The organism is Pseudomonas sp. GYB4201, from assembly GCF_056312595.1.
In genome coordinates this window covers 18,902-43,872 of record NZ_JBWGIG010000051.1, presented here as the reverse complement: position 1 = coordinate 43,872, position 24,971 = coordinate 18,902, and the positions used below count along the sequence as shown (strand labels likewise).

At 65.9% G+C, this 24,971-nt stretch carries 22 protein-coding genes and 1 pseudogene; 12 read left to right on the top strand and 11 right to left on the bottom strand.

The window, feature by feature from the left end:
* Positions 1–41 precede the first annotated feature (41 nt).
* Genes AC0Z2B_RS29695 through glnT form a run of 4 tightly spaced genes read right to left on the bottom strand, consistent with a single transcriptional unit; the run spans position 42 to position 4,370 of the window.
* The gene (locus AC0Z2B_RS29695) at positions 42–1,364 is read right to left on the bottom strand and encodes an FMN-binding glutamate synthase family protein (RefSeq protein ID WP_476301452.1); all 1,323 of its coding nucleotides are present in this window, start codon (positions 1,362–1,364) and stop codon (positions 42–44) included.
* Positions 1,365–1,375: 11 nt separating this feature from the next.
* On the bottom strand, positions 1,376–2,059 hold the full coding sequence (locus tag AC0Z2B_RS29690) for a GltB/FmdC/FwdC-like GXGXG domain-containing protein (RefSeq protein ID WP_416422323.1): 684 nt from the start codon (positions 2,057–2,059) through the stop codon (positions 1,376–1,378).
* Between the two features lie 11 nt (positions 2,060–2,070).
* Positions 2,071–2,976, bottom strand: coding sequence for a class II glutamine amidotransferase (locus AC0Z2B_RS29685; protein ID WP_476301450.1), 906 nt, complete (start codon positions 2,974–2,976; stop codon positions 2,071–2,073).
* A gap of 59 nt (positions 2,977–3,035) precedes the next feature.
* Entirely contained in the window at positions 3,036–4,370 is a 1,335-nt protein-coding gene (gene glnT / locus AC0Z2B_RS29680) for a type III glutamate--ammonia ligase (protein WP_476301448.1), read from the bottom strand.
* Between the two features lie 258 nt (positions 4,371–4,628).
* On the opposite strand from glnT, the gene AC0Z2B_RS29675 reads away from it, so the two are divergent.
* The 9 genes and pseudogenes from AC0Z2B_RS29675 to AC0Z2B_RS29635 all read left to right on the top strand — a co-directional run bounded on the left by AC0Z2B_RS29675 (position 4,629) and on the right by AC0Z2B_RS29635 (position 14,404).
* Positions 4,629–5,234 carry a helix-turn-helix domain-containing protein gene (locus AC0Z2B_RS29675; RefSeq protein WP_457360091.1) on the top strand — a complete coding sequence of 202 codons (606 nt, stop codon included), beginning with the start codon at positions 4,629–4,631 and terminating at the stop codon, positions 5,232–5,234.
* Between the two features lie 280 nt (positions 5,235–5,514).
* Positions 5,515–6,381: a formyltetrahydrofolate deformylase gene (gene purU, locus AC0Z2B_RS29670; protein WP_476301446.1), complete on the top strand. Its 867-nt coding sequence runs from the start codon at positions 5,515–5,517 to the stop codon at positions 6,379–6,381.
* Positions 6,378–7,274, top strand: coding sequence for a bifunctional methylenetetrahydrofolate dehydrogenase/methenyltetrahydrofolate cyclohydrolase FolD (gene folD, locus AC0Z2B_RS29665; RefSeq protein WP_476301444.1), 897 nt, complete (start codon positions 6,378–6,380; stop codon positions 7,272–7,274). Before purU ends, folD begins: the two co-directional genes overlap by 4 nt.
* Complete coding sequence (locus tag AC0Z2B_RS29660) at positions 7,256–8,497, top strand: FAD-dependent oxidoreductase (protein ID WP_476301441.1); 1,242 nt, start codon at positions 7,256–7,258, stop codon at positions 8,495–8,497. Before folD ends, AC0Z2B_RS29660 begins: the two co-directional genes overlap by 19 nt.
* A gap of 10 nt (positions 8,498–8,507) precedes the next feature.
* A complete protein-coding gene (locus AC0Z2B_RS29655; RefSeq protein WP_476301439.1) occupies positions 8,508–8,804 on the top strand; it encodes a sarcosine oxidase subunit delta in 297 nt (98 codons plus the stop codon).
* The gene (locus AC0Z2B_RS29650; protein ID WP_476301437.1) at positions 8,801–11,695 is read left to right on the top strand and encodes a 2Fe-2S iron-sulfur cluster-binding protein; all 2,895 of its coding nucleotides are present in this window, start codon (positions 8,801–8,803) and stop codon (positions 11,693–11,695) included. The genes AC0Z2B_RS29655 and AC0Z2B_RS29650 overlap by 4 nt, the downstream gene beginning before the upstream one ends.
* 3 nt (positions 11,696–11,698) lie before the next feature.
* On the top strand, positions 11,699–12,253 hold the full coding sequence (locus AC0Z2B_RS29645; RefSeq protein ID WP_476301435.1) for a sarcosine oxidase subunit gamma: 555 nt from the start codon (positions 11,699–11,701) through the stop codon (positions 12,251–12,253).
* Positions 12,254–12,604: 351 nt separating this feature from the next.
* A pseudogene (locus AC0Z2B_RS29640) lies at positions 12,605–13,501 on the top strand (methyl-accepting chemotaxis protein); the annotation flags it as partial.
* A gap of 39 nt (positions 13,502–13,540) precedes the next feature.
* The gene (locus AC0Z2B_RS29635) at positions 13,541–14,404 is read left to right on the top strand and encodes a methyl-accepting chemotaxis protein (protein ID WP_416427531.1); all 864 of its coding nucleotides are present in this window, start codon (positions 13,541–13,543) and stop codon (positions 14,402–14,404) included.
* A gap of 366 nt (positions 14,405–14,770) precedes the next feature.
* Here the strand turns inward: AC0Z2B_RS29635 and AC0Z2B_RS29630 are convergent, their stop codons facing one another.
* The 6 genes from AC0Z2B_RS29630 to mdaB form a co-directional block, all read right to left on the bottom strand.
* Positions 14,771–16,198, bottom strand: coding sequence for a hypothetical protein (locus AC0Z2B_RS29630; RefSeq protein WP_476301432.1), 1,428 nt, complete (start codon positions 16,196–16,198; stop codon positions 14,771–14,773).
* Positions 16,199–16,263: 65 nt separating this feature from the next.
* Positions 16,264–17,721, bottom strand: coding sequence for a hypothetical protein (locus AC0Z2B_RS29625; protein ID WP_476301429.1), 1,458 nt, complete (start codon positions 17,719–17,721; stop codon positions 16,264–16,266).
* A gap of 116 nt (positions 17,722–17,837) precedes the next feature.
* Positions 17,838–19,505: a gamma-glutamyltransferase gene (gene ggt / locus AC0Z2B_RS29620; RefSeq protein ID WP_416422311.1), complete on the bottom strand. Its 1,668-nt coding sequence runs from the start codon at positions 19,503–19,505 to the stop codon at positions 17,838–17,840.
* A 114-nt stretch (positions 19,506–19,619) separates the two neighbouring features.
* Positions 19,620–20,513, bottom strand: coding sequence for an NAD-dependent epimerase/dehydratase family protein (locus AC0Z2B_RS29615; RefSeq protein ID WP_476301427.1), 894 nt, complete (start codon positions 20,511–20,513; stop codon positions 19,620–19,622).
* 95 nt (positions 20,514–20,608) lie between these two features.
* Positions 20,609–21,514 carry a LysR substrate-binding domain-containing protein gene (locus AC0Z2B_RS29610; RefSeq protein WP_476301425.1) on the bottom strand — a complete coding sequence of 302 codons (906 nt, stop codon included), beginning with the start codon at positions 21,512–21,514 and terminating at the stop codon, positions 20,609–20,611.
* Positions 21,515–21,575: 61 nt separating this feature from the next.
* Positions 21,576–22,166 carry an NADPH:quinone oxidoreductase MdaB gene (gene mdaB, locus AC0Z2B_RS29605; protein WP_416422308.1) on the bottom strand — a complete coding sequence of 197 codons (591 nt, stop codon included), beginning with the start codon at positions 22,164–22,166 and terminating at the stop codon, positions 21,576–21,578.
* A 151-nt stretch (positions 22,167–22,317) separates the two neighbouring features.
* Here mdaB and AC0Z2B_RS29600 point away from each other — a divergent pair, with 151 nt between their 5' ends.
* Positions 22,318–22,629: a putative quinol monooxygenase gene (locus AC0Z2B_RS29600; protein WP_476301423.1), complete on the top strand. Its 312-nt coding sequence runs from the start codon at positions 22,318–22,320 to the stop codon at positions 22,627–22,629.
* 111 nt (positions 22,630–22,740) lie between these two features.
* On the opposite strand, the gene AC0Z2B_RS29595 is transcribed toward AC0Z2B_RS29600, so the two are convergent.
* The gene (locus tag AC0Z2B_RS29595) at positions 22,741–23,505 is read right to left on the bottom strand and encodes a sulfite exporter TauE/SafE family protein (protein WP_476301421.1); all 765 of its coding nucleotides are present in this window, start codon (positions 23,503–23,505) and stop codon (positions 22,741–22,743) included.
* Between the two features lie 86 nt (positions 23,506–23,591).
* On the opposite strand from AC0Z2B_RS29595, the gene AC0Z2B_RS29590 reads away from it, so the two are divergent.
* Positions 23,592–24,479, top strand: coding sequence for a LysR substrate-binding domain-containing protein (locus tag AC0Z2B_RS29590; protein WP_476301419.1), 888 nt, complete (start codon positions 23,592–23,594; stop codon positions 24,477–24,479).
* A 96-nt stretch (positions 24,480–24,575) separates the two neighbouring features.
* Positions 24,576–24,920 (top strand): cupin domain-containing protein, encoded by a 345-nt coding sequence (locus tag AC0Z2B_RS29585; protein ID WP_008373643.1) that lies wholly within the window; start codon positions 24,576–24,578, stop codon positions 24,918–24,920.
* Positions 24,921–24,971: the final 51 nt, after the last annotated feature.

The window sequence follows — 24,971 nt, the reverse complement described above, 5'->3', positions numbered from 1 at the left end:
TACGGGGGTAGCAGCGGCCGCAGGCCGCGTCCGGGCTCAACTCAATACCCGCTGCCGGGCACCCAACTGGTCCCCGCCAACGGCACCCGCGCCATGGCCGCGGCTTCCACGGTCAGCGCCACCAGGTCCTCGGGGTCGAGGTTGTGCAGGTGCGACTTGCCGCAGGCGCGGGCCATGGTCTGCGCTTCCAGCACCAGCACGCGCAGGTAGTTGGCCAGGCGGCGCCCGCCTTCCACCGGGTCCAGGCGCTTGGACAGTTCCGGGTCCTGGGTGGTGATGCCCGCCGGGTCGCGGCCGTTCTGCCAGTCGTCGTAGAAACCGGCCGCCGAGCCGAGCTGCTTCAGTTCCTCGTCCAGGCGCGGGTGGTTGTCACCCAGCGCGATCAGCGCGGCGGTGCCGATGGCCACCGCATCGGCACCCAGGGCCATGGCTTTGGCCACGTCGGCGCCGTTGCGGATGCCGCCCGACACAATCAGCTGCACCTTGCGGTGCATGCCCATCTCCTGCAAAGCCTGTACCGCCTGCGGGATGGCCGGCAGGATCGGAATGCCGACGTGCTCGATGAACACTTCCTGAGTCGCGGCGGTGCCGCCCTGCATACCGTCCAGCACGATCACGTCGGCGCCGGCCTTCACCGCCAGCTTCACGTCGTAATACGGCCGGCTGGCGCCGATTTTCACGTAGATGGGCTTCTCCCAGTCGGTGATCTCGCGGATCTCGGCAATCTTGATCGCCAGGTCATCCGGCCCGGTCCAGTCCGGGTGGCGGCAGGCCGAGCGCTGGTCGACGCCAATCGGCAGCGTGCGCATGCCCGCCACGCGCTCGGTCACCTTCATGCCCAGCAGCATGCCACCGCCGCCCGGCTTCGCCCCCTGGCCGAGTACGATCTCGATGGCGTCGGCCTTGCGCAGGTCGTCCGGGTTCATGCCGTAGCGCGACGGCAGGTACTGGTACACCAGGTGCTGCGACTGGCCGCGCTCTTCGGGGGTCATGCCGCCGTCACCGGTGGTGGTGCTGGTGCCGGCAATGGTAGCGCCGCGGCCCAGGGCCTCCTTGGCGTTGGCCGACAGCGCGCCGAAGCTCATGCCGGCGATGGTCACCGGGATCTTCAGGTGGATGGGCTTCTTGGCAAAACGGTTGCCGAGGATCACGTCAGTGCCGCACTTCTCCCGGTAGCCTTCCAGCGGGTAACGCGACACGCTGGCGCCCAGCAGCAACAGGTCGTCGAAATGCGGCACCTTGCGTTTGGTGCCGCCGCCGCGAATGTCGTAGATGCCGGTCTCGGCGGCACGCTGGATTTCCTGGATGGTCAGGCGGTCGAAGGTGGCGGACTCGCGCAGCACCGGAGGGTTCTTCTCGCTCATATCAATGCTCCTCAGTACGCGGACGCGTTATCGACTTTGAAGTTGTACAGCTGACGGGCCGAGCCATAGCGCTTGAAGTCGCTGGCCTGGTGGGCGAAACCGGCGCGGTTGAGCAGTTCCTGCAGCTCTTCCAGGTGCTCGGCGCGCATCTCTTTCTCGATGCAGTCCGAGCCCAGGGACTCGACCTTGCCCTTCACGTAGATGTGGGTTTCATACAGCGAGTCGCCTAGCGCATCGCCGGCATCGCCGCACACCACCAGGCGCCCGGCCTGGCCCATGAAGCAGCTCATGTGGCCGATGCTGCCGCCGACGACAATGTCGACGCCCTTCATGGAAATGCCGCAACGGGCGCCGGCATCGCCCTCGATCACCAGCAGGCCGCCATGGGCGGTGGCCCCGGCCGCCTGCGAGGCGCTGCCCTTGACCCGCACGTAGCCGCTCATCATGTTCTCGGCGCAGCCGACGCCGACGTTGCCGTGCACGGTGATCGAAGCCTTCTGGTTCATGCCCGCGCAGTAGTAGCCGGCGTGGCCCTGGATATCGATGGACAGCGCCTCGTTCACGCCCACGGCGAGGTTGTGCTTGCCGTTGGAATGGGTCACCACCCACTCACGGTCTTCAACGTTGTTGACCTGGTCGTGCAGCGCCTGGTTGAGGTCGCGCACGCTGGCAGTGGAAAGGTCGATGGTTTTCATGTGCGTGCTCCTTAGGCCGACTCGCGTTCCCAGACGTAAAGGGTGGCCGGTGCCGGCTCCCAGATTTTCGCGTGCTCGATGCCCGGCAGGCTCGACAGCGCCTGATACTCCGAGGCCATGGCCACGTAGTCATCGGTCTCGGCGAGGATGGCCGGCTTGCAGGCGATCGGGTCGCGGATCACCGCAAAGCCGTTGCGGGTGCCGATGGCGAAGGTGTAGAAGCCATCAAGGTTTTCCAGCGAGCTATCCAGGGCTTCTTTCAGCGAGTCGCCCTGCTGCAGGCGCCAGGTCAGGTAGCCGGCGGCCACTTCGGTGTCGTTGTCGGTCTCGAAGGTGATGCCTTCGCGCTTGAGCGCCTGGCGCAGGCGGAAGTGGTTGGACAGCGAGCCGTTGTGCACCAGGCACAGGTCGGCGCCGGTGGAGAACGGGTGGCTGCCTTCCATGGTCACCGCGCTTTCGGTGGCCATGCGGGTGTGGCCGATGATGTGGCTGCCCTTCATGGCGGCCAGGCCGAAGCGCTGGGAAATCTCCCGAGGCAGGCCCATGCCCTTGAGAATCTCGATGCTCTGCCCGGCACTCATGATGCGCAGCGCAGGCGCCAGCTCGGCCAGCGCGGCGCGGGCGCTGGCCTCAGTGGTGTTGACCTTGAGCACCGCAGCCGTGGCGTTCTGGAACCAGTCCAGCGAGCAACCCAGCTGGCCTTCAAGGGCGCTCATCAGCGCGGGGAAATCGAAGCCTTCGGTGGTGCTTTGCAGGGTCAGCTTGACCCAGCCATCGGCCACTTCATCGCCGTAGATGGCAAAGCCGGCGCTGTCGGGGCCGCGGTCGGTCATGGCCTCCAGCATCGGTTCGAACAGCTTGCCCAACTGGGCTTCGAGCTGCGGGTTCTTCAGGTACAGCCCCACGATTCCACACATAACAGGTCTCCTTCGCTGGGCGGCACAGGCGCCGCCAGCGCTTCATTGAAGGGTAAGAATCAGAAGAATTCGGTGTAGCGCTGGATCTCCCAGTCGGAGACGTGGCGGCTGTATTCCACCCACTCCATGCGCTTGAGCTTGATGAACTCGCCGACGATTTCCTTGCCCAGCACCTCGCTGAACAGCGGGTCGGCCTCCAGCGCGTCGCAGGCTTCCTTGAGCGACTGCGGCAGGGTCTTGATGCCGCGCGCGGCGATTTCTTCCAGGCTCAGCTTGTAGAGGTTTTCATTGCAGACCTGGTCGGGCATCAGCTGGCGGTCGATGCCGTCGAGGCCGGCGGCGATGATCGCGGCGGTGACCAGGTACGGGTTGCAGCCGGCATCCGGCAGGCGAAACTCCAGGCGGCCGTAGGGCACGCGGACCATGGCCGAGCGGTTGTTGGAACCGAAGGCGATGAACGCCGGGGCCCAAGTGGCGCCGGACAGCGAATTGCCCACCACCAGGCGCTTGTAGGAATTGACCGTGGGCGCCGCGAACGCGCACAGCGCCGGGCCGTGGGCCAACAGGCCGGCGGCGAAGTGGTAGGCCAGCTTCGACAGGCCCATGCCGCTGGGGTCGCTGGCGTCGTGGAAGAGGTTCTTGTTGTCGGCGCTGGCGATGGACAGGTGGAAGTGCATGCCATTGCCGGCGCGCTTGGGGTCGGGCTTGGGCATGAACGAGCAGATCATGCCTAGGTCGTTGGCGATCTCGCCGGCGGCCATGCGGAAGAAGGTGAAGCGGTCCGCCGAGGTCATGGCGTCGCTGTAGGTGTAATTGATCTCGAACTGGCCGTTGGCGTCCTCGTGGTCGATCTGGTAGATCTCGAAGTCGACCTTCTGCAGCGCTTCGGTCAGGCGTTCGAGGAATTCACGCGAGCGCGACAGGCCCTTGTAGTCGTAGCAGGGCTTGTCGAGGTTGTCGCTGGCGTCCACCAGTTGCAGCTTGCCGCTGCCATCGCGGCGCATCAGGTTGAATTCGGGTTCAAGGCCGGTGTTCAGGGTCCAGCCCTTGTCGGCGAGGCGCTGCACCTGTTGTTGCAGCACGTAGCGGCTGTCGTAGGGGTGGGGCTTGCCGTCCACATGGCCGATGCACACCACGCGGCCGTAGCCTGGCTGCCATGGCACCGGGGTCAGGGTGGCCAGGTCGCCGCGGGCCATGAAGTCGGGGCCGTGGGGCTCCATGCCCATGCCGCAAATGGCGAAGCCGGCGAAACCCGCGCCTTCTTCAGCCACCGTCTTGAGGCCACACACCGGCACCGACTTGGTCTTGGCGGCACCGTGGATATCGACGAACTGCGCCAGCACGTACTTGATCCCGTGCTGCTCGATAATGCGCTGGGTTTCTTCTGGCAACATGTGCACTTCACTCCTCGCGACTGGCTGGCTGATCATTTATTCCGCTAAAGAAACTTACTTTCCCAATGGGAATGCAAGCTGCTTGCCAGATTTGCCGACGCCGGTGATTGGTCGCGAAAACGAGCTTTGTACTCTGTCTATATGGGAATATAGTTTTCCCAGGGGGAATACCAGCAAACGCCGGACGGCGGAGCTCCCCGGATTTGCACATTCATGGTGCGAAACTAATATTAATGTACAGAAACCGTGCAGGCCTTTATGAACATGCCTATCGACCCCCAACCGCGTTTGAAGCTGGAGCAGTATCTGGGGATGCAGATCAAGCGCCAGCGCCAGGCGCAGGAACTCAAGCTGGCCGACGTGGCCCGCATCGCCGGCATCAGCCAGGGCATGCTGAGCAAGATCGAGAACGCCCAGGTGTCCACCAGCCTCGACACCCTCAGCCGCCTGTGCGACGTGCTGGGCATGCCCATGTCCAAGCTGTTCAGCCAGTACGACCAGCAAGGCAGCAGCGCCCTGCTGGTGAAGGCCGACGAAGGCCTGGAGGTGGTGCGCCGCGGCACCGAGAAGGGCCACACCTACCACCTGCTGAACCACACCCGCGGGCCGAAGAAGAGCTTCGAGGCGTACATGGTCAGCATGGACGACGCCAGCGAGGAGTTCCCGACCTTCTCGCACCCGGGCACCGAGTTCCTGCACCTGCTGGAAGGCGAGCTGATCTACCGCCATGGCAACCAGCTGTACCGCATGGAGGCTGGCGACAGCCTGACCTTCGACGGCGAGATTCCCCATGGGCCGGAGCAGCTAGTGCAGGTGCCGATCAAGTTGCTGTCGATCATGAATTACGGCCCAGACGCCACCTGACCCGTAGCCGCTGCCGAAGGCTGCGCTGGCCGGTGTGAAGCCTGGAAATCTGCAGCGAGGCGCAGCGCCAGCGCAGCCTGGCGGCAGCGGCTACGGGTTTGTGTAAACCCCCAGAAAAATTCCTGCCAGTTAAAAAACTTTCACCAGCCCTCTAGACGCCCCCTACGCTTTCCCCTATAAACCCACCAAGGAATATTTTATTCCCCACAGGCAATTTCCTGTGGGACGCCTTTTTTCGCCCTGCGATGCGCTGCCGCCACCCTTCCCCCGAGGACAAGCCATGCAACACGAAAAACACCAATTCATTCTCAAGATCAGCTGCCCGGCCACCTCGGGCATCGTCGCGGCGGTGACCTCGTACCTGGCCGGCAACGCGTGCTACATCGGCGAGATGGCGCAGTTCGACGACGAACTGAGCGGGCGGTTTTTCATGCGGGCGGTGTTTCGCTTCAACGACGGCCATGCCGGCGACATCGATCAATTGAAAGCCGGCTTCAGCGACGTGGCCGGCCAGTTCGACATGGACTGGGAGCTGCACGACAACAGCCAGCCCATGCGCGTGCTGCTGATGGTGAGCAAGTTCGACCACTGCCTCACCGACCTGCTGTACCGCTACCACAAGGGCGAGATGGACATGACCATCACCGCCATCGTCTCCAACCACCTGGAGCTGCGGCCCATGGCCGAGCGCGAGGGCATCCGCTTCATCTACCTGCCCGTGACCAAGGACACCAAGGCGCGCCAGGAGGCCGAGCTGATGAAGGTGGTGGACGAAACCGGCACCGACCTGGTGGTGCTGGCCCGCTACATGCAAATCCTCTCCGACGACCTGTGCAAGCAACTGGCGGGGCGCGCCATCAACATCCACCACTCGTTCCTGCCCGGCTTCAAGGGCGCCAAGCCCTACCACCAGGCCTACCAACGCGGCGTGAAGCTGATTGGCGCCACTGCCCACTACGTCACCAGCGACCTGGATGAAGGCCCGATCATCGAGCAGGAAGTGCAGCGCGTGGACCACGCCTACCTGCCCGACGACCTGGTGGCCATAGGCCGCGATACCGAAACCGTGGCGCTGTCCAAGGCGGTGAAATACCACCTGCAGCACCGCGTCTTCCTCAACCAGGACCGCACGGTGATCTTCCGGTGAACGCCCTCAAGTTGATCGACGGCAAGGCCGCCGCGGCCGGGGTGCTGCGCCAGGTAAAAGCCGATATCGCCCGGCACGGTATCCACCCGGCCCTGGCGGTGATTTTGGTGGGCGATGACCCCGCCAGCCACGTCTACGTGCGCAACAAGGTCCTGCGCGCCGAGGAAGCCGGCATCCGCTCGCTGGAATACCGCCTGCCCGCCGATATCCCACAGGCCGAGGTGCTGGCCTTGATCGCCCAGTTGAACGCGGACACGAGCGTCAACGGCATCCTGCTGCAACTGCCGCTGCCGGCCCATATAGAAGAAGCCCTGGCGTTGCAGGCCATTGCGCCGGCCAAGGACGTCGATGGTTTTCACAGTGAAAACGTCGGCGGCCTCAGCCAGGGCCGCGACGTGCTCACCCCCTGCACGCCCAGCGGCTGCATGCACTTGCTGCAGGCCACACTGGGCGACCTGAGCGGCAAGCACGCCGTGGTCATCGGCCGCTCCAACATCGTCGGCAAGCCCATGGCGGCGTTGCTGCTGCAGGCCCATTGCTCGGTCACCGTGCTGCACTCGCGCAGCGTCAACGCCCGCGAACTGTGCCGCCAGGCCGACATCGTGGTGGCCGCCGTCGGCCGCCCGCAGATGCTCGACGCCAGCTGGCTGAAGCCCGGTTGCGTGGTCATCGACGTGGGCATCAACCGTATCGAAGCAGGCGGCCGCAGCCGCCTGGTGGGCGACGTCGATTTCGACAGCGCCCTGGCCGTGGCCAGCGCCATCACCCCGGTGCCCGGTGGCGTCGGCCCCATGACCATCGCCTTCCTGATGAAGAACACCCTGACCGCTGCGCTGCAGCAGGCCACCCCACCACGCAGCCCGTCGGAGGCCCCATGCCTTTCAACCTGTTGAAATATGGCCTGAGCTCGGAGTACCCGGTCGAGGTCGACCTGCCCGCGCCCAAGGCACTCAAGCCCCGCTACGACGTGGTGATCATCGGCGGTGGCGGCCACGGCCTGGCCACGGCGTATTACCTGGCCAAGTACCACGGCATCACCAACGTCGCCGTGCTGGAAAAGTCCTACCTGGGCGGCGGCAACACCGCACGCAACACAGCGGTGATTCGCTCCAACTACCTGACCAGCGAAGGGGTGAAGTTCTACGCCGAATCGGTGCGCCTGTTCGAAGGCCTGTCCAACGAGTTCGACTTCAACATCATGTATTCGCACCGCGGCCAGCTGACGCTTGCGCACACCGACGCCACCGTGCGCTCGTTCCGCCAGCGCGCCGAGGTCAACAAGCACTTCGGCGGCCGCACCGAGATGATCGACCGCCAGCAGATCCGCGAGCTGGTGCCCACCCTCAATCTGGACCCCAGCCACCTGCCGGTGCTGGCCGGCCTGTGGCACCTGGACGGCGCCACCGCCCGCCACGACGCCGTGGCCTGGGGCTACGCCAAGCAGGCGGCCAAGCGCGGCGTGGAGATCCACCAGCTCACCGAAGTGCAGGAACTGGTGATCGAGAACGGCGCCATCACCGCCGTGAAGACCAACCGCGGCACCGTCCAGTGCGGCTGCGCGGTGCAGGCCATCGCTGGCATGAGCTCGCAGATGATGGCCAAGGCCGGCATTCGCTCGCCCATCCAGACCTTCCCGTTGCAGGCCATGGTGACCCAGCCGTTCAAGCCGTTCCTCGACCCGCTGGTGAGTTCCTCGGCGCTGCACTGCTACGTGCAGCAGACCAGCCGTGGCGAAGTGGTGTTCGGCGGCGGTTCCGATCCCTACCCGCTGTTCAACACCCGCTCCACCCTGGACCTGAAGGAAAGCCTGCTGGCCCACGCCATCGAGATGTTCCCGTTCCTGGCCAACGCCAAGCTGATGCGCCAGTGGGCCGGTATCACCGACATGACCCCGGACTACAGCCCGATCATGGGCCTTTCGCCGGTGAAGAATTACTACCTGGACGCCGGCTGGGGCACCTGGGGCTTCAAGGCCACGCCCATCTGCGGCAAGACCATGGCCGAGCTGGTCGCCAGCGGCGGCAAGGTGCCGGAGCTGATCAAGCCGTTCAGCCTGGCGCGTTTTTCCACCTTCAAGCAGGTCAACGAAATGGGCGCCACCGCGGCCAGCCACTGAGGAACGGACGATGAAAATCATGAATTGCCCGCTCAACGGGCCGCGTAACATCAGCGAATTCACCTACGGCGGCGAGTTCAAGGCCATGCCCGACCCGGCCACCTGCACCGACGCCGAATGGGCCGACTACGTGTTCAACTGCGAGAACCTCGCCGGCGTGGTGCGCGAGTGGTGGATGCACACGCCGTCCAGCTACTGGTTCCTGGCCGAGCGCCACACGGTCACCGACGAGATCATCCGCACCTTCGACCCGAAGGAAATCTTCACCACCCGCGTCGAGTTCGCCACCCAGGAGATCGCCGGATGAACCGCCTCCCCGCCCCCATGGGCCTGCTGATCGACCGCGAACAACCGCTGACTTTCAGCTTCGACGACACGCCCTACCAGGGCTTCGCCGGCGACAGCCTCGCCAGCGCCCTGCTCGCCAACGGCCGCTTCCTGCTCTCGCGCTCGTTCAAATACCACCGCCCGCGCGGCCCGCTGAGCATGGCCGGGCAGGACGCCAACAGCCTGGTGCAACTACCGCGCGAGCCCAACGTGCTGGCCGACATGCAACCGCTGGAACAGGGCCTGCAGGCCAGCGGGCAAAACTTCAACGGCACCCTGGACAACGACAAGGACGCCTGGCTCGGCAAGTTCTCCAAGTTCATGCCGGTGGGCTTCTACTACCGCTCGTTCTACAAGCCCAAGGGCATGTGGAAGGTGTGGGAGCCGATCATCCGCAAGAAGGCCGGCCTGGGCGTGCTGGACCTGACGTTCCAGCCCGAGTACTACGACAAGGCCTACCTGTTCACTGACCTGGCCGTGGTCGGCGCCGGGCCTGCCGGCCTGCAAGCAGCGCTGACTGCGGCAAACGCCGGGGCCAAGGTGCTGTTGATCGAGCAGAGCCCGCTGTTGGGGGGGGCGCTGACCTACGCGCGCTTCGACATCGACGGCACCCGCGCTGAAACCCTGCGTCGCGAACTGGTGACCGCGGTCGAGCAGCACGCCAACATCCAGGTGCTCACCCAGGCCACCTGCAACGCCTGGTTCACCGACAACTACCTGCCGGTCATCCAGGGCAAGCGCCTGTACAAGGTGCGCGCCAGCCAGTGCCTGGTCGCCAGCGGCTCGTTCGACCAGCCGGTGATTTTCCGCAACAACGACCTGCCCGGCATCATGCTCACCAGCGCCGCCCAGCGCCTGATGAAGCTGTATGCGGTGAAGCCGGGCAACACCGCCGTGGTGCTCACCGGCAACGATGACGGCTACCTGGCGGCGCTGGACCTGCACGACCAGGGGGTGAAAGTGGCCGCCGTGGTCGACCTGCGCAACGGCCCCGCCGACCGCGCCCTGCTGCGCGCACTGGACCAGCGCTCGATTCCGCTGCACGTCGACACCACGGTGTTCGAGGCCCTGCACGAGCGCGGCATGCGCCACGTCAGCGGCGTCGAGCTGCGCAAGATCACCGGCCAGGGCCAGGTGGCCAGCAGCGCGGTGAAACTGGACTGCGACCTGCTGTGCATGTCCGGCGGCTACATGCCGGTGTACCAGCTGCTGTGCCAGGCCGGCGGCAAGCTGGCCTACGACGACCAGCTGGCGGAATTCACCCTCAGCGGCCTGCCGAAGATCCTCCACGTGGCCGGCTCGGCCAATGGCTGCCACAGCCTGCAGAACGTGCTCAACGACGCCAGTAACTGCGCCGCCGCCATCGCCGCCGCCCTGGGCCTTAACGCCCCGGCGCGCGCCAGCCTGGCGCCCGAGGCCCGGGTCAATTTCCCCTGGCCGATTTTCCCGCACCCCAAGGGCAAGGACTTCGTCGACTTCGATGAAGACCTGCAGGTGCAGGACATCATCAACGCCACCAGAATCGGCTACCGCGACGTGCAGCTGGTGAAGCGCTACTCCACCGTCGGCATGGGCCCGTCCCAGGGCCGCCATTCGTCGCTGCCCACGGCGCGGCTGGTGGCGCAGGCCACCCAGCGCAACATCAGCGAGACCGGCGTCACCACCGCGCGGCCGCCGTTCGTGGCCGAGAAGCTCGCCCATGTCGCCGGGCGCGCCTTTGACCCGTACCGGCAGACACCGCTGCACCGCCGCCACCTGGAGGCCGGGGCGAAGATGATGCCCGCCGGCATCTGGCAGCGCCCGGCCTTCTACGGCAAGGCCTCGCAGCGCGAACAGTGCATGCAGGCCGAGGCGCTGCACGTGCGCAACAAGGTCGGCATCATCGACGTTTCTACCTTGGGCGGCCTGGACGTGCGCGGCCCGGACGCTGCCGAACTGCTCAACCGCCTGTACACCTTCGCCTTCCTCAAGCAGCCGGTGGGCCGTTCGCGCTACGCGCTGATGACCAACGAGCACGGCGTGGTGATCGACGACGGCGTGTGCGCACGCTTCGCCGACAGGCATTTCTACGTCACCGCCACCACCAGCGGCGTCGACCGTATCTACCAGCAGATGCTCAAGTGGAACGCTCAGTGGCGCCTGGACGTCGACATCGCCAACGTCACCGCGGCCATTTCCGCGGTGAACGTGGCGGGGCCGGACGCACGCAAGGTGCTGGAAAAAGTCTGCAGCGACCTGGACCTGTCACCGGCCGGCTTCCCCTACCTGGCCGTGCGCCAGGGCACCGTGGCCGGCATCAAAACGCGGCTGCTGCGGGTGGGCTTCGTCGGCGAGCTGGGCTATGAAATCCACGTGCCGGCGCGCCATGCCGTGCAGCTGTGGGACGCGCTGATGGACGCCGGCAAGGCCTTCGACATTCGCCCCTTCGGCGTCGAGACCCAGCGGCTGCTGCGCCTGGAAAAAGGCCACGTCATCATCAGCCAGGACACCGACGGCATGACCCACCCGGCCGAGATCGACATGGGCTGGGCGGTCAGCCGCAGCAAGCCGTTCTTCGTGGGGCGGCGCTCGGTGGACATCCTCGAAGCGCAGCCCATGACCCGCAAGCTGGTGGGCTTTACCTTGCCCAAGGGAAGCGTGCAGCCGCTCGAAGGCCACCTGGTGCTCAGCGGCCCGGACATCAGCGGCAACGTCACGTCCTGCGAATACTCCGAAACCCTGGGGCAGGTGATCGGCCTGGCCTACGCCGGTTTCGACCAGAGCCAGCCCGGCCGGAAGATCCCGATCCGCGTGGAAGGCGGCATCGTCGTCGAGGCCACCGTGGTCAAACTACCGTTTTTCGACCCTGATAACCTGCGCCAGGAGTTGTAAGCCATGTCCAGTCTCAAAGCTGAAGATTACATCGGGCAGGCGGTGCAGCCCTGCACCCTGCTGGACCTCACCGACCTGCCCCGGGTGGGTTTCCGCGGCGCCGACAGCGCCGCCTACCTGCAACAGCGCGGCTTCGAACTGCCCCAGGCCGCCAACCGCGCCGTGGCCCAGGCCGACGGCAGCCGGGTGGCGCGCCTGTCGCAGACCGAATACCTGCTGCTGGGCAGCCAGGCCGACCACGGCCAGCGCCTGGCCGACGAGGAAGCGCGCTGGGCGCTGGACCACAGCGCCAACTACCTGCTGCCACGCCAGGACAGCCACGCCTGGATACGGCTGGGCGGCAGCCTGCTGCCGGCGCTGATGGCCAAGCTGTGCGGCGTCGACCTGCGCGCCCAGGCCTTCGCCCCCGGCGCGGTGGCGCAGACCTCGGCGGCGCGCATCAACGTGATCATCATCAACGCAGGCGGCGAGGTGCCGGCCTTCGACGTGCTGTTCGACCGCGCCTCCCACGAATACTTCATCGCCGCCGTGCAGGACGCCCTGCAAGAGTTCGCCTGATACACCCATTTGTAGCCGCTGCCGCCAGGCTGCGCTGGCCCCCACATTCACTGGACACCTCCAGCGAGGCACAGGGCCAGCGCAGCCTGACGGCAGCGGCTACAGGCTTATGACTAAAATTTCATGTTTGCGCTTGCCCCGCCGATAAACCGTGCCTAAGAAGAAAAAAACTGCTGGCTGCCAACGATAAAAAAATACCCCCCAGCAACCAACGATCAAGAAGCGCACAAGTTTCCGGAGGGAAGAATGAACAGTTGGTTTGCCAACATAAGCGTGAACAAAAAGCTGGGACTGGGCTTTGGCCTGGTGCTGGTACTGACCACCCTGCTGGCCGCCACCGGCTGGAACAGCATGGGTGGCCTGATTAACCGCAGCAACTGGATGAGTGACATCACCCAGCTCAACTCTGCCTTGACCAAACTGCGCGTGGCGCGCCTGCAGTACATGCTCGCCAACGGCGACGACACCGCGGCGCAATTGGTGCAGACCACCCTGGACGGCTTCGAGGCCCAGCAGAAGAAGATCCTCGACACCTTCAAGAGCCCGGAAAACATCAAGCTGCTCAAGGAGCAGAACGGTCAGCTGGAAGCCTACAAGGTTTCGCTGAACAAGATGCGTGCCGCCTACCGCGCCAGCAACGCCGCGCGCCAGGACCTGAACGACACCGCCCTGGCGGCGTTCCAGACCATCGACAAGGTCAACCTGTCGGTGCAAGCTGACCGCCGCATGGAGGAAGTGGTGGCCGTGGCCAAGGCCAAGGACCTGCTGCTGGTGGTGCGCTACGAAGTACGCGGCTACCTGGGCGACGCCAGCGCCGCCAACGAACAGACCGCGTTCGCCCAGCTCGACGCCGCCCAGGCCGCCGTGGCGCCGCTGTATGGCGCGCTGCCGGGCCAACAGGACGGCATCAAGCTGTACGAGGGCGCCGTCAACAGCTACCGCGCTGCCCTGAACCGCTTCAAGGCCGCCAACGCCGACATCGTCCAGGCCCGCAAGGAAATGACCGACCAGGGCAACGAGATCGTGCGCATCAGCGACGCCCTGTACCAACTGCAACTGGACCGTCGCGACAGCGAAAGCGCCCAGGCCCAGAGCGTGCAGATCATCGCCACCCTGCTGGCGCTGTTCTTCGGCATCGCTGCCGCCCTGATCATCACCCGCCAGATCACCCGCCCTATCCAGGAAACCCTGGACGCGGTGAAGCGCATCGCCGACGGCGACCTGACCCAGACCCTGCGCGTGACCCGCAAGGACGAATTGGGCGTACTGCAGCAAGGCATCCAGAACATGGGCACCACCCTGCGCGAGCTGATCACCAGCATCCGCGACGGCGTGACCCAGATCGCCAGCGCCGCCGAGGAACTGTCGGCCGTGACCGAGGAAACCAGCGCCGGGGTCAACAGCCAGAAGGTGGAAACCGACCAGGTGGCCACTGCCATGCACGAGATGACTGCCACCGTGCAGGAAGTCGCGCGCAACGCCGAGCAGGCCTCCATGGCCGCCACCGATGCCGACGGCCAGGCCCGTGACGGCGACAAGGTGGTGAACCAGGCCATCGACCAGATCGAACGCCTGGCCGCCGAGGTCAAGCGCTCCACCGAGGCCATGGGCCACCTGCAGCAGGAAAGCGACAAGATCGGCAAGGTCATGGACGTGATCAAGGCCGTGGCCGAGCAGACCAACCTGCTGGCGCTGAACGCCGCCATCGAAGCGGCCCGTGCCGGTGAAGCCGGCCGCGGCTTTGCCGTGGTGGCCGACGAGGTGCGTGGCCTGGCGCAGCGCACGCAGAAGTCCACCGAGGAAATCGAAGGCCTGGTGGCCGGCCTGCAGACCGGCACCCAGCAAGTGGCCAACGTGATGCTCAGCAGCAGCGCGCTGACCGACAGCAGCGTGGCCCTGACCCGTCAGGCCGGCGTGTCACTGGAGAACATCACCCGTACGGTGTCGAACATCCAGCTGATGAACCAGCAGATCGCCGCGGCAGCCGAGCAGCAGAGCTCGGTGGCCGAAGAGATCAGCCGCAGCATCATCAACGTGCGTGACGTGTCGGAACAGACCGCGGCAGCCAGTGAAGAAACCGCGGCCTCCAGCGTCGAGCTGGCGCGCCTGGGTGGGCAGCTGCAGATGATGGTCAGCCACTTCCGCGTGTAACGACAAACTGTAGCCGCTGCCGACAGGCTGCGCTGGCCCTGTGCCTCGCTGAAAATCTCCAGCGTACACAAAGGCCAGCGCAGGCTGCGCCAGCGGCTACAGGTCACTGCACGGTCTTGAGCGTGCGGTCGTCGTAGTACATCAACGTGCGTGACGTGTCGGAACAGACCGCGGCAGCCAGTGAAGAAACCGCGGCCTCCAGCGTCGAGCTGGCGCGCCTGGGTGGGCAGCTGCAGATGATGGTCAGCCACTTCCGCGTGTAACGACAAACTGTAGCCGCTGCCGACAGGCTGCGCTGGCCCTGTGCCTCGCTGAAAATCTCCAGCGTACACAAGGGCCAGCGCAGGCTGCGCCAGCGGCTACAGGTCACTGCACGGTCTTGAGCGTGCGGTCGTCGTAGTACAGGGCGTTCTTGTCGGTGCCCTGTTTGAAGAAGTACCCGTAGTCCTCCAGGTACCACACCGTGTCCACGCGGTTGTACGGGTCCCCTTCCCCGCTGCACCGCAACTTCTTCGCCTGGCCGCTGAGGCTGGCGTTGAGCTGCGCCGCCGGCGCCTCGCTGTCCACCTTGCACTTGACCACCTGGCGGCTCTCGCCCAGGTCGCCCATCATCGAGTTCTTGCGCTTGCCCTGGGTGATGTAGGTCAGCTCCTGGCCCACCGGCATCTGCTGCCAGTCACCGCTGAAGGTCAGGTTGGTGAGCATGGAGTCCTCGGTCATCACCGTCTTGCCGAAGAAACGGGTCTTCTGCGCCAGCGCCACCAGGCCACGGAAGCTCACTTCGCTGCCTTCGTAGCTGTCGGCGCGGGTGCGGATGCCCAGCTGGCCGCTGGCCTTGTCGACCTCGAAGAAGCGCTCTTCGCGAATCGGCAGGTTGCTCTTGGCGGTGTTGGCCATGCCGGTTTCCAGGGTCTGCTTGAACGCCTTGCGCGGCGGCGCCAGGTTCAGGTGCTTGATGGCGGTCATGGGCACCGCGCCCACCGCCGGCAACGGCGTGTTGATGGGCGCCTTGCTGCGCGGGCTGAACGCCGGCAGTTGGGCCAGCGCCTCGGGCTTGGCGCACACGGCGCGGAACAGGGTCTGGTACTCGGGCACGCTGCGGCTGAAGGGCTGCGGCTGCGGGTCCTTGAACAGCTTGCCGTCGGTCACCTTGTCGCGCTCGTCGACGTCGTAGCCCATCAGCAGGCGGAAGCTCTGCTTGCCGCAGTCCACGGCGTAGTGTTCGCGCTTCTGCGCGCTGGGGGCGTTGTAGGGGCGGCCGGCGGTGACGGTGGGCTCGTCGAGGGCGGCCCAGAAGCGCATCTCGTCGCCTTCGGCCTTGAGGCTGTTGCGGTCCAGCAGCACCCAGAACACCTGGTCGCCGCCCTTGATCACCCGCCACTCCGGCACCGCGGTGGCCTGGCAGGCGGCCTTGAAGGCGGCGTTGCTCTTGAGGTTGCCGGCCAGTTCGTCAGGCACGTCGCGCGGCGGCATGTAGCCGCCGTTGCTGCTGCCGAAGTACACGCGTTTCTCACCCTGCACGTAGGCGATGCGCGCCTGGTAGCTGCTGCACGACGCCTCGATCTGCGCGGCGAACGGGTACGGTTGCTGCTCGGTGACGGGTGGCACGGCCAGGTAGCTGAGGGTGTCTGCGTTGCGCATCACCGACTCGGGCACGGGCGGCAGGGCCAGGGTGTCGCTGAGCATTTTCTCCGCGTCGGTTGGCACGTGCGGCTTCGGCGCCTCGGGGCTGGGCGCGTGCTGGGCGCAGCCGGCCACGAGGGCAATCAGCAGGGCCAGGGGCAGACGTTGCATAACACTTCTCTCCATGACACACCCACTTGGGGGGCCGGACGCAGCCTGCGGCAGCTGCTACGGGTTTAGTGGACCTTTTTCAGTTGGCGCTGGCTGTAGTACTGGTCGTTCTTGTCGGTGCCCGACTGGTAGAAGTAACCGTAGTCTTCCAGGTAGTACAGGGTATCGACGCTCTGGCGCTTGTCACTGCTCACGGTGCAGCGCACCAGCTTGGCCTGGCCGCTGAGGTGCGGGTTGACCCGGGCGGCGCTGACCTGGCTCTTGATGGCGCACTGCACGTTGGTGTGGGTGAGGATGGCGCCGGTGTTGCCGCTGACCGCGCTGGTGTCCAGCACCACGCCCAGGGTGCTGCCCACCGGCATGGTGCGCCAGTCACCGGTGAAGTGCGCGTCGATCACCGACGAGCTTTCGAACACGGTATCCAGGCCATGAAAGGTGGTCTTGCTGGCCAGGGAGAACAGGCCACGGAACGAGATTTCGCTGCTGTCGAAGCCGTCGCTGGTGGAACGCACCGCCAGCTGGCCGGTGGTGGCGTCAGGCTTGATGAAGGTGTCGACGTTCAGCGGCACTTCGCCGTTGGGGCCGTTGGCGGTGCCGGTCTCGGACAGGTAGGTGAGCGGCTTGCGCGGCGCCGGCATGCCCAGCTTGTGCACGGCGGCCAGTGGCAGCGCCATCACCCCGGGGAACGGGCCGGCCAGCGGTGCTTTCAGCCGCGGGCTGAACGCCGGCAGTTTTTCCAGCGCCTGCGGGTTGCCGCAGATGGCCTTGTAGGTGGCGTGGTTGTCGGTGTCGCGGGCGATCTGCTGGGCCTCGGGCACGAAGTGCACGGCGCCGTCGGTGACGTTGTTGCGTTCGTCCAGGTCGAAGCCCGACAGCACCTTGAAGGTCTGCTGGGTGCAGTCCACCGCCACGTATTCACGCTTCTGCGCCATGGGCGCGTAGTACGGCAGGTCGAAGGTGGTGACCGGTTCATCCCACGCGGTCCAGAAGCGCAGGGTGTTGCCCTGGGGCTTGATACTGGCGCGGTCGACCAGGGTCTGCTGGCCGTTGGCGGCGGTGCGCACCACGCGCCAGTCCGGCTGCGGCGTGCTGTTGCAGGCGTCGACGAAATCGGGGTTTTTCAACAGGGCCTGGGCCACGTCCTTGCGCATGCGCACGGCGGGCATGTACAGGCCGTCCTGGCTCTTCACGTAGGAACGCTTGCCGCCGTCGAAGTACATCAGCTTGGCCGATGGCTCCACGCACGAGGCCTGGATCTGCATCATGATGTCCTGCCGCAGGGTGTCATCCTTGGGGCGGATGACCATGAAGCTGAGCTGGTCGCCGTCGCGCAGCACGCTGTTGCTCAGCGGGGTGCGCTTGACCATGTCGAACATCAGCTGGTTGGCCTTGTCGACCGGGGCCGGCACCTTCAGCGTCGGCTGGGCCTTGGCCACCGGGGCGGCGGGCGCGGGCGCCGGGGTGGACTGGTGGGCGCAGGCGGCGGTCGCGGCGATGGCCAGGGCAAGGGCAACACGTTTCATGGGTTTTCCTGATTTGGCAGGCGAGGTCCCGGTAGCCGCGGCCGCAGGCTGCGGCTACAGGGTGGCGCGCGAAAAGGAAACCATCTTACCGCTAGTGACGGTTCACTTCATGAACTTCATTTGGCCAGCAGGCCCACCCCACGGCCACGCGGGTCGGAGGCGGTCTCCACCTTGCGGCCATCGACCTTGATGGCCTGGACATCACCCATTTCCCAGCCCTGGTCCTCGAGCTTGTAGCCCATGGCCTTGAGCTCTTCGGCCGTTTGGCCGGTGAGCGGCGCGTAGCTGTCGTAGTAGATGGTGTCCTTGGGCAGCAGCTGGTGGTGCACGCGTTGCGCTGCCACGGCCTTGGCCAGCGGCAGGCGGTAGTCGTAGGTGTTGTTCAGCACCTGGAAGATCGAGGTGAAGATCCGCGAGCCACCCGGGGTGCCCAGCACCAGGGTCACGCGGCCGTCGCGGGTCACCAGGGTGGGGCTCATGGACGAGAGCATGCGCTTGCCCGGCTCGATGGCGTTGGCGTCGCCGCCCACCACGCCGAAGGCGTTGGCCACGCCTGGCTTGGAGCTGAAGTCGTCCATCTCGTCGTTGAGCAGGAAGCCTGCGCCCTTCACCACCACGCCGCTGCCGTAGTCCCAGTTCAGGGTGTAGGTGTTGCTGACGGCGTTGCCGTCGTGGTCGACGATGGAGAAGTGCGTGGTCTGGTGCGCTTCAAGGCCAGGGTGCACGTTCTCGGTGGCGGAGATGGCGGTGGGGTTGACCTCGTCGGCGCGCTTGAGCAGGTAGGCCGGGGCAATCAGCTTGTTCACCGGCACGTCGTTGAAGTCCGGGTCGCCCAGGTAGTTGGCGCGGTCGGCGAACACGCGCTTCTCGATCTCGGCCAGCAGGTGGATGTAGCGCGCCGAGTTCAGCGCCACGCCCTTGAAGTCGTCCTTGCGGATGTCCTTGATGCCCAGCAGCTGGGCCAGGGCGATGCCGCCCGAGCTGGGCAGCGGCGCGGTGTAGATGATGTTGCCGCGCCAGTCGATGTGCAGCGGCTCACGCCAGTTGACCTTGTAGTCGTGCAGGTCCTGCTTGGTGATCAGGCCCTTGTCGGCCTGCATCTGGGCTACCAGCAGGTCGGCGGTCTTGCCTTCGTAGAAGTCCTTGGCGCCCTGGTCGGCAATGCGCTCCAGGGTCTGCGCCAGCTCCGGCTGGCGGAAGGTCTGGCCGGGCTTCATGGTGCCGAAGTAGTCGTTGAAGTTGGTCTGGCCGTTGAACAGTTTCAGCGCGTCCTGGCGGTACTGGAACTGCTTGTCGGCGACGGTGAAGCCGTCTTTCGCGTAGCCGATGGCCGGGGTCAGCAGCTCGGCCCACGGCAGCTTGCCGAAGCGCTTGTGGGCTTCCCACAGCCCCAGCACGGTGCCGGGCACGCCGCTGGCCTTGGCGCCGACCAGGCTGAGGTTCTCGATGACCTCGCCCTTGTCGTTCAGGTACATGTTGCGGCTCGCGGCCTTGGGCGCGGTCTCGCGGTAATCGAGGAAGTAGGGCTTGCCCTTGACGTACAGGGTCATGAACCCGCCGCCGCCCAGGTTGCCGGCCTCGGGGTAGGTGACGGCCAGGGTGAAGGCCGTGGCGACGGCGGCGTCCACCGCGTTGCCGCCCTGCTTGAGAATCTGCGCGGCGACCTTGGCGCCGTATTGGTCGGGCGCGGCGACGGCGCCGCTGTCCAGCAACGCTGCGTAGGAGTGGGTGCTGGCGAAAATGGCGGCACTCAGGGCAAGGGTCTTGAACAACACAATACGCATCGGGTGTCCTTACTGTTGTTATGAATTGCAGCCACAGTTAGGCCCAGGATGGCGGTGGTTTCAACCCCTACAGGGCAAAACGGCCGCTCAGGGGCGGCCGTTTCTCTGCTGGTTTCACAGCATTTCGTCGAGAATCCACTGCTGCGCCGAGCTGCGCTTGGGCGCCCAGCCCAGCAATTCCCGGGCGTTCCTGCCACGCACGCGGCTGTTGGAGCCCAGGCCGTAATTGGCCATTTCATAGCCCCATTCTTTTTCCGCGTCGGCCAGTGGCCAGTCCTGGGGTTCACCCAGGCCCAGGGCGGTGGCCATGGCGCGGGTCATGTCGACGAAGGCCGCCTCGCCGCTCTCGACGAAGTAGAAGGTGCCGGCCGGGTTCTTTTCCAGCGCCAGCAGGTACAGCGCCACCACGTCCTCGATGTGCACGTTGGACCAGATGTTCTGGCCCGGGCCCACGTGGCGGACGATGCCGCTCTTGCGCGCCTGCTTCAGCAGCCGTGGCAGTTGCACGCTGTCGCGCTTCACGCCCAGGCTGTGGCCGTAGATCAGCGTGTTGCAGATGACCGCCGAGCGCACGCCCTGGGCGGCCGCAGCCAGCACCAGGTTGTCGATGGCCACGCGCGCAGCCTTGTCCACGGTAGGCTCGGGCAGGTGGCCTTCGTAGTAGATGACGTCGCTGCCCTTGCCGCCCGAGGCGTCGCCGACAATGCTCGAACCGCTGGTGTGCAGCAGCGGCTTGTCGGAACCCTGCAGGCCTTCGATCAAGGCTTCGACGGCGCCGCGGTGGTCACTGCTGGCGGCGTTGATCACGGCATCGCTGGCACGCGCCTGGGCGATCAGCAGTGCACGGTCATCGAGGCTACCCAGCACTGGGGTGATGCCCAGGGCCCGCATTTCCTCGGCCTGCTCGGCGCTGCGCACCAGGCCGGTGACCTGGTGGCCGGCCTGGACCAGGGCGGTGGCGATCGAGCCGCCGATGAAACCGGCGGCACCGGTGACGAATACGTTCATGCTCAAACTCCCGTTCGATGTGTGGAGGGGGCCAGTATCGAAGGGTTATCCGTGCGGAAACAGCCGGTGGCGGCCAATAGACTTTTGCCCGCCGGTCACGAATCCCCTTGGGCGTAGCAGGCCAGCTTTTCCTGCATGAAATCCAGGAAGCACTGGATGCGCAACGCCAGCTGCGAGTTGCGGTAGTACACGGCGTTGATGGTCTGCCGCTCGCCGGTGTTGGCCGCTACCAGCAGCGGCACCAGGCGGCCCTGGGCGATGTCCTGGTGCGTCATGAAGTCTGACAGGCAGGTAATGCCCTGGCCGGCCAGCGCCAGCTGCCGCAGGGTCTCGCCACTGGAGGCGGCCACCCGCGGGCTGGCCTGCCAGCGGTCGCCGTCGGCATGGCGCAGCGGCCACAGGTTCAGGTGGTCGGGCTGGGTGAAGCCCAGCAGGCTGTGCTCGCGCAGCGCTTCCACCTGGCGTGGCGTGCCGTGCTGGCGCAGGTATTCGGGGCTGGCGAGGATGTTCAGCGGGCTGCGGCCCAGCAGGCGCGCGTGCAGGGTGGAGTCGGCGAGCACGCCGATGCGGATGGCGACGTCGGTGCTCTGTTCGAGCAGGTCGATCAGCAGGTCGTCGGTATTGAGTTCCAGGGTGATATCCGGGTAGCGCGCGCGAAATTCGCCCACGTACGGCACGATGGCGTGCAGCATGAACGGCGAGGCGGCGTTGACCCGCAGGCGCCCGGACGGCGTCTGGTGGCGCACCGCCAGGCGTTCCTCCAGCTCGTCCATCTGTTGCAGGATCTGCTTGGCCTTTTCGAAGAAGAACCGCCCTTCTTCAGTGAGGTCCATGCGCCGCGTAGTGCGGTTGATCAGCGTGGTGTCGAGCTTGCTTTCCAGGCGCGACAGCGTGCGGCTGATGGCCGACGGGGTCTGCCCCACCTGCTCGGCCGCCGCTGAAATGGAACCGCACTCGATGACCGAGATGAAGACCTGGAGTTCGTCGGATCTGGCTTTCAACCTGGGTTTCCCTGTAAGGCTCGCCGGCAGGCCGGCTGGCGCGCTGGTCACCCACTTTACCTTACAGCTGGAAACCGAACACCTGCGCCAGGTGCGCCTGGTAGCGTGCCACGTCGCCTTCGATGTTCGGGCGCTTCATCACGTCCACCGCCAGGAAGGTCGGCAGGCCGGTCATGCCCAGGAACTGGTTGGCCTTGTGGAACGGGAAGTACACGGCGTCCACGCCCTTGGCCTCGAAGAAGTCGGTGGGGTCGTCGAAGGCCTGCTGCGGGGCGTTCCAGGTCAGCGACAACAGGTACTGCTTGCCCTGCACCAGGCCGCCGCTGCCGTATTTCTGCGAGGCGTCGGAACGGGTGCGGCCGTCGCTGGCGTACAGGCTGCCGTGGCCTTCGGTGAAAACTTCGTCGATGTACTTCTTCACCGTCCAGGGCGCGCCCATCCACCAGCCGGGCATCTGGTAGATGACCACGTCGGCCCACAGGAACTTCTGCACTTCTTCGGCGATGTCGTAGCCGCCGTCGATGAAGGTGGTCTTCACGTCGAACCCGGCGCGGTCCAGCACGGCCACGGCGGCGTCGTGCAGGGTTTCGTTATAGCGGCCTTCGGAGTGGGCGAACTGCTTGCCGCCGTTGAGCAACAAAATCTTTTTCATGGGAAAGGTCTCGGTAAGGAATGCAGCGCACTCTACCGGCCTTGCGCGGGCGGAATAAGGCCTGATCGGGCAAATTACATTTGCTTGAATATCACGAATTACGGCGGATTGTTGCCTTTAGAATCGCTGCAACTTCCCTGGAGACACCCCCATGCACGAACAACACGGCTTCATCCTCAAGGCCAAGACCAGGCCGCACATGGCCGACGCCTTCCGCGACCTGTTCCTGGGCTACGTGAGCGCCAGCCGCAGCGAGCCGGGCTGCATCGAGTACCACATGCTGCGCGATTTGAACGACCCGACGCTGTTCGTGTTCTACGAGATCTGGGCGTCGAAGGCCGACCTGGACGTGCATTCGGCGTTGCCGCACATGGCGGCGTTCTTTGCCCAGCGCATGGAATACCTGGAGGCGGATTTCGACGTTCAGCGGGTGGAGATGTTGAGCCCGTCCAGCGCGGTGTGAGGTTCCCCCCGTAGCCGCTGCCGAAGGCTGCGCTGACCCTGTGCCTCGCTGGAGATTTCCAGCGCACGTGATGGCCAGCGCAGCCTGGCGGCAGCGGCTACGGGACCTGTGTCAGCCATTGATGAGCAAATGCGCGCCGAGCAACGCCAGGCCAATAAAGAACACCCGCTTGAACATCACCGCGCTGATGCGCTGGCGCAACCATTGCCCCAGCTGCATGCCCAGCAGCGCCGGCACCAGCAACAGCAAGGACGCCCCCAGCTCGCCGCCACCCAGCTCGCCATGCCACAGCAGCCCCAGCGCCAACGCCAGGGTCGAGACGCTGAACGACAGCCCCAGCGCCTGCACCAGCTCGTCACGGTTGAGCCCCAGCGCTTGCAGGTAAGGCACCGCCGGAATCACGAACACCCCGGTGGCGGCGGTGATGATGCCGGTGGCCACGCCACACAACGGCCCCAGCCACGCCTCATGCCGGGCCGGCACGCGCAGCACCGGCAGGAACAGGCCGCTGAGCGAGTACAGCACCAGCGCGCCGCCCAGTGCATGCACCACCCATTTGCCGCCATCGATGCCCAGCCACAGGCTGCCAATGCCAGTGCCGACGAAGATCGCCAGCAACATAGGCCACAGCCGCACGACCAACCCGCGCAAGTGCCCGCCGAGCATCAGCTGCCAGATATTGGTGAAGGTCGACGGCACAATCAGCAGCGCGGCTGCCTGCGCCGGAGCCATAGCCAGGCCCAGCAGGCCCATGGACACCGTGGGCAGCCCCAGGCCAATGAAGCCCTTGACCGTGCCGGCCAGCAGGAAGGTCGCCAACACCAGCAGCGACAAGCCCCAGCCCATTTCTTGATACAACAAGAGTAAGGTATTCATGGCCCCATGCTGACGGCTCGGCGGCCGGCTGAAAATCTGCCATATACTGAGCCAGCCTCTTGTCCTGGTTGAGGCTGGAGCCTGCCATGCATTTCGATCTCGTCGACCTTCGCCTGTTTCTGCACACCTTGGACAGCGGCAACATGACCGCCGGCGCCCAGCGCACGCACTTGTCCCTGGCCGCCGCCAGCGCGCGCATCCGCGCCATGGAAGCGTCGCTGGGCATCCCGTTGTTCGAGCGCAACCGCCGTGGCGTGCAGCCCACCGCCGCCGGGCAAGCCCTGGGCGAGCACAGCCGGCGGGTGCTGCAACAGGTGGAGCACCTGCAGTTCGACCTGGCGCAATACGCCCAGGGCATTCAGGGCCAGGTGCGGCTGCTGTGCAACACCGCCGCCCTCACCGAATACCTGCCCGAGCTGCTGGGCGACTTCCTGCAGCGCCACCCCGGCGTCGACCTGGACGTGGAAGAAATGCCCAGCCAGCGCATCCTCCATGCCCTGCGCCAGGGCGCGGCGCCGCTGGGCATCGTCTCCAGCGCCGTGGCCACCGAAGGCCTGCAGACCCGGCCGTTCCGCGACGACCCGCTGATGCTGATCATGCCGGTGGACCACCCGCTGGCGCGCCAGCCCAAGGTGACCTTCGTCGACAGCCTGGCCCACGGCCATGTGGCCCTGGCAGCCGGCAATGCCCTGGGCATTCTGGTGGAGGAGCAGGCGCTGCACAGCGGCCGGCGCATGCAGGTGCGGGTGCGCGCCGAGGGCTTCGATGGCGCGGTGCGCATGGTGGCGCGCGGTGCCGGCGTGGCCGTGGTGCCCCTGGCGGCGGTGCGGCGCTGCCAGGGCCAATTGCAGTTTGCCAGCTGCGCCCTGCCGGAACCCTGGGCGGCACGGCGCCTACTGCTGTGCTCGGCGGACTTCGACGCCCTGCCCGGCCACGCCCAGGCGCTGGTGGCCAGCCTGCTGCCGCAAGGCTGAGCGCGCAAACAGGCACCCGGGTGTCGACCTCAGGCATCCGCGCCGGGCGTGGGCGGGTCAGCATGCGGGCTCTTGAAACCACTGCCGGAGCCCGCCATGTCCAAACCCCTCGTTGTGCTGCGCGACACCCACCCTCTGCCCGTGCTGGATGCCTGCAAGTGGGAGAAGCTGGAAGGCGACCCGCACACCGTCAACCTCAACGCCTACACCAGCGAAGACGGCAGCAAGATCATGGGCACCTGGATCTGCACCCCCGGCAAATGGCGGGTGGACTATGTGAAGTGGGAATACTGCCACTTCCAGGAAGGCTATTGCGTGATCACCCCGGACGGCATGGAGCCGGTGCACCTGCGCGCGGGGGATATCTTCATCGTCGAACCGGGGATGAAGGGCACCTGGGAAGTGGTGGAGACGGTGCGCAAGTATTTCGTCTTTGCGTGAAACGGGACGCGGGCGGCGGGGGGGGGGGGGGGGGGGGGGGGTGAGGGGGCC

What these genes read in the sequence shown, in the direction of transcription:
- AC0Z2B_RS29590 (WP_476301419.1), top strand. Translation starts at nt 23,592, where the DNA reads ATGCATTTCGATCTCGTCGACCTTCGCCTGTTTCTGCACACCTTGGAC.
- mdaB (WP_416422308.1), bottom strand. Translation starts at nt 22,166, where the DNA reads ATGAAAAAGATTTTGTTGCTCAACGGCGGCAAGCAGTTCGCCCACTCC.
- AC0Z2B_RS29600 (WP_476301423.1), top strand. Translation starts at nt 22,318, where the DNA reads ATGCACGAACAACACGGCTTCATCCTCAAGGCCAAGACCAGGCCGCAC.
- AC0Z2B_RS29615 (WP_476301427.1), bottom strand. Translation starts at nt 20,513, where the DNA reads ATGAACGTATTCGTCACCGGTGCCGCCGGTTTCATCGGCGGCTCGATC.
- AC0Z2B_RS29625 (WP_476301429.1), bottom strand. Translation starts at nt 17,721, where the DNA reads ATGAAACGTGTTGCCCTTGCCCTGGCCATCGCCGCGACCGCCGCCTGC.
- AC0Z2B_RS29655 (WP_476301439.1), top strand. Translation starts at nt 8,508, where the DNA reads ATGAAAATCATGAATTGCCCGCTCAACGGGCCGCGTAACATCAGCGAA.
- AC0Z2B_RS29645 (WP_476301435.1), top strand. Translation starts at nt 11,699, where the DNA reads ATGTCCAGTCTCAAAGCTGAAGATTACATCGGGCAGGCGGTGCAGCCC.
- AC0Z2B_RS29630 (WP_476301432.1), bottom strand. Translation starts at nt 16,198, where the DNA reads ATGCAACGTCTGCCCCTGGCCCTGCTGATTGCCCTCGTGGCCGGCTGC.
- ggt (WP_416422311.1), bottom strand. Translation starts at nt 19,505, where the DNA reads ATGCGTATTGTGTTGTTCAAGACCCTTGCCCTGAGTGCCGCCATTTTC.
- AC0Z2B_RS29660 (WP_476301441.1), top strand. Translation starts at nt 7,256, where the DNA reads ATGCCTTTCAACCTGTTGAAATATGGCCTGAGCTCGGAGTACCCGGTC.
- purU (WP_476301446.1), top strand. Translation starts at nt 5,515, where the DNA reads ATGCAACACGAAAAACACCAATTCATTCTCAAGATCAGCTGCCCGGCC.
- AC0Z2B_RS29690 (WP_416422323.1), bottom strand. Translation starts at nt 2,059, where the DNA reads ATGAAAACCATCGACCTTTCCACTGCCAGCGTGCGCGACCTCAACCAG.
- glnT (WP_476301448.1), bottom strand. Translation starts at nt 4,370, where the DNA reads ATGTTGCCAGAAGAAACCCAGCGCATTATCGAGCAGCACGGGATCAAG.
- AC0Z2B_RS29595 (WP_476301421.1), bottom strand. Translation starts at nt 23,505, where the DNA reads ATGAATACCTTACTCTTGTTGTATCAAGAAATGGGCTGGGGCTTGTCG.
- AC0Z2B_RS29685 (WP_476301450.1), bottom strand. Translation starts at nt 2,976, where the DNA reads ATGTGTGGAATCGTGGGGCTGTACCTGAAGAACCCGCAGCTCGAAGCC.
- AC0Z2B_RS29650 (WP_476301437.1), top strand. Translation starts at nt 8,801, where the DNA reads ATGAACCGCCTCCCCGCCCCCATGGGCCTGCTGATCGACCGCGAACAA.
- AC0Z2B_RS29695 (WP_476301452.1), bottom strand. Translation starts at nt 1,364, where the DNA reads ATGAGCGAGAAGAACCCTCCGGTGCTGCGCGAGTCCGCCACCTTCGAC.
- AC0Z2B_RS29635 (WP_416427531.1), top strand. Translation starts at nt 13,541, where the DNA reads ATGGGCACCACCCTGCGCGAGCTGATCACCAGCATCCGCGACGGCGTG.
- AC0Z2B_RS29585 (WP_008373643.1), top strand. Translation starts at nt 24,576, where the DNA reads ATGTCCAAACCCCTCGTTGTGCTGCGCGACACCCACCCTCTGCCCGTG.
- AC0Z2B_RS29675 (WP_457360091.1), top strand. Translation starts at nt 4,629, where the DNA reads ATGAACATGCCTATCGACCCCCAACCGCGTTTGAAGCTGGAGCAGTAT.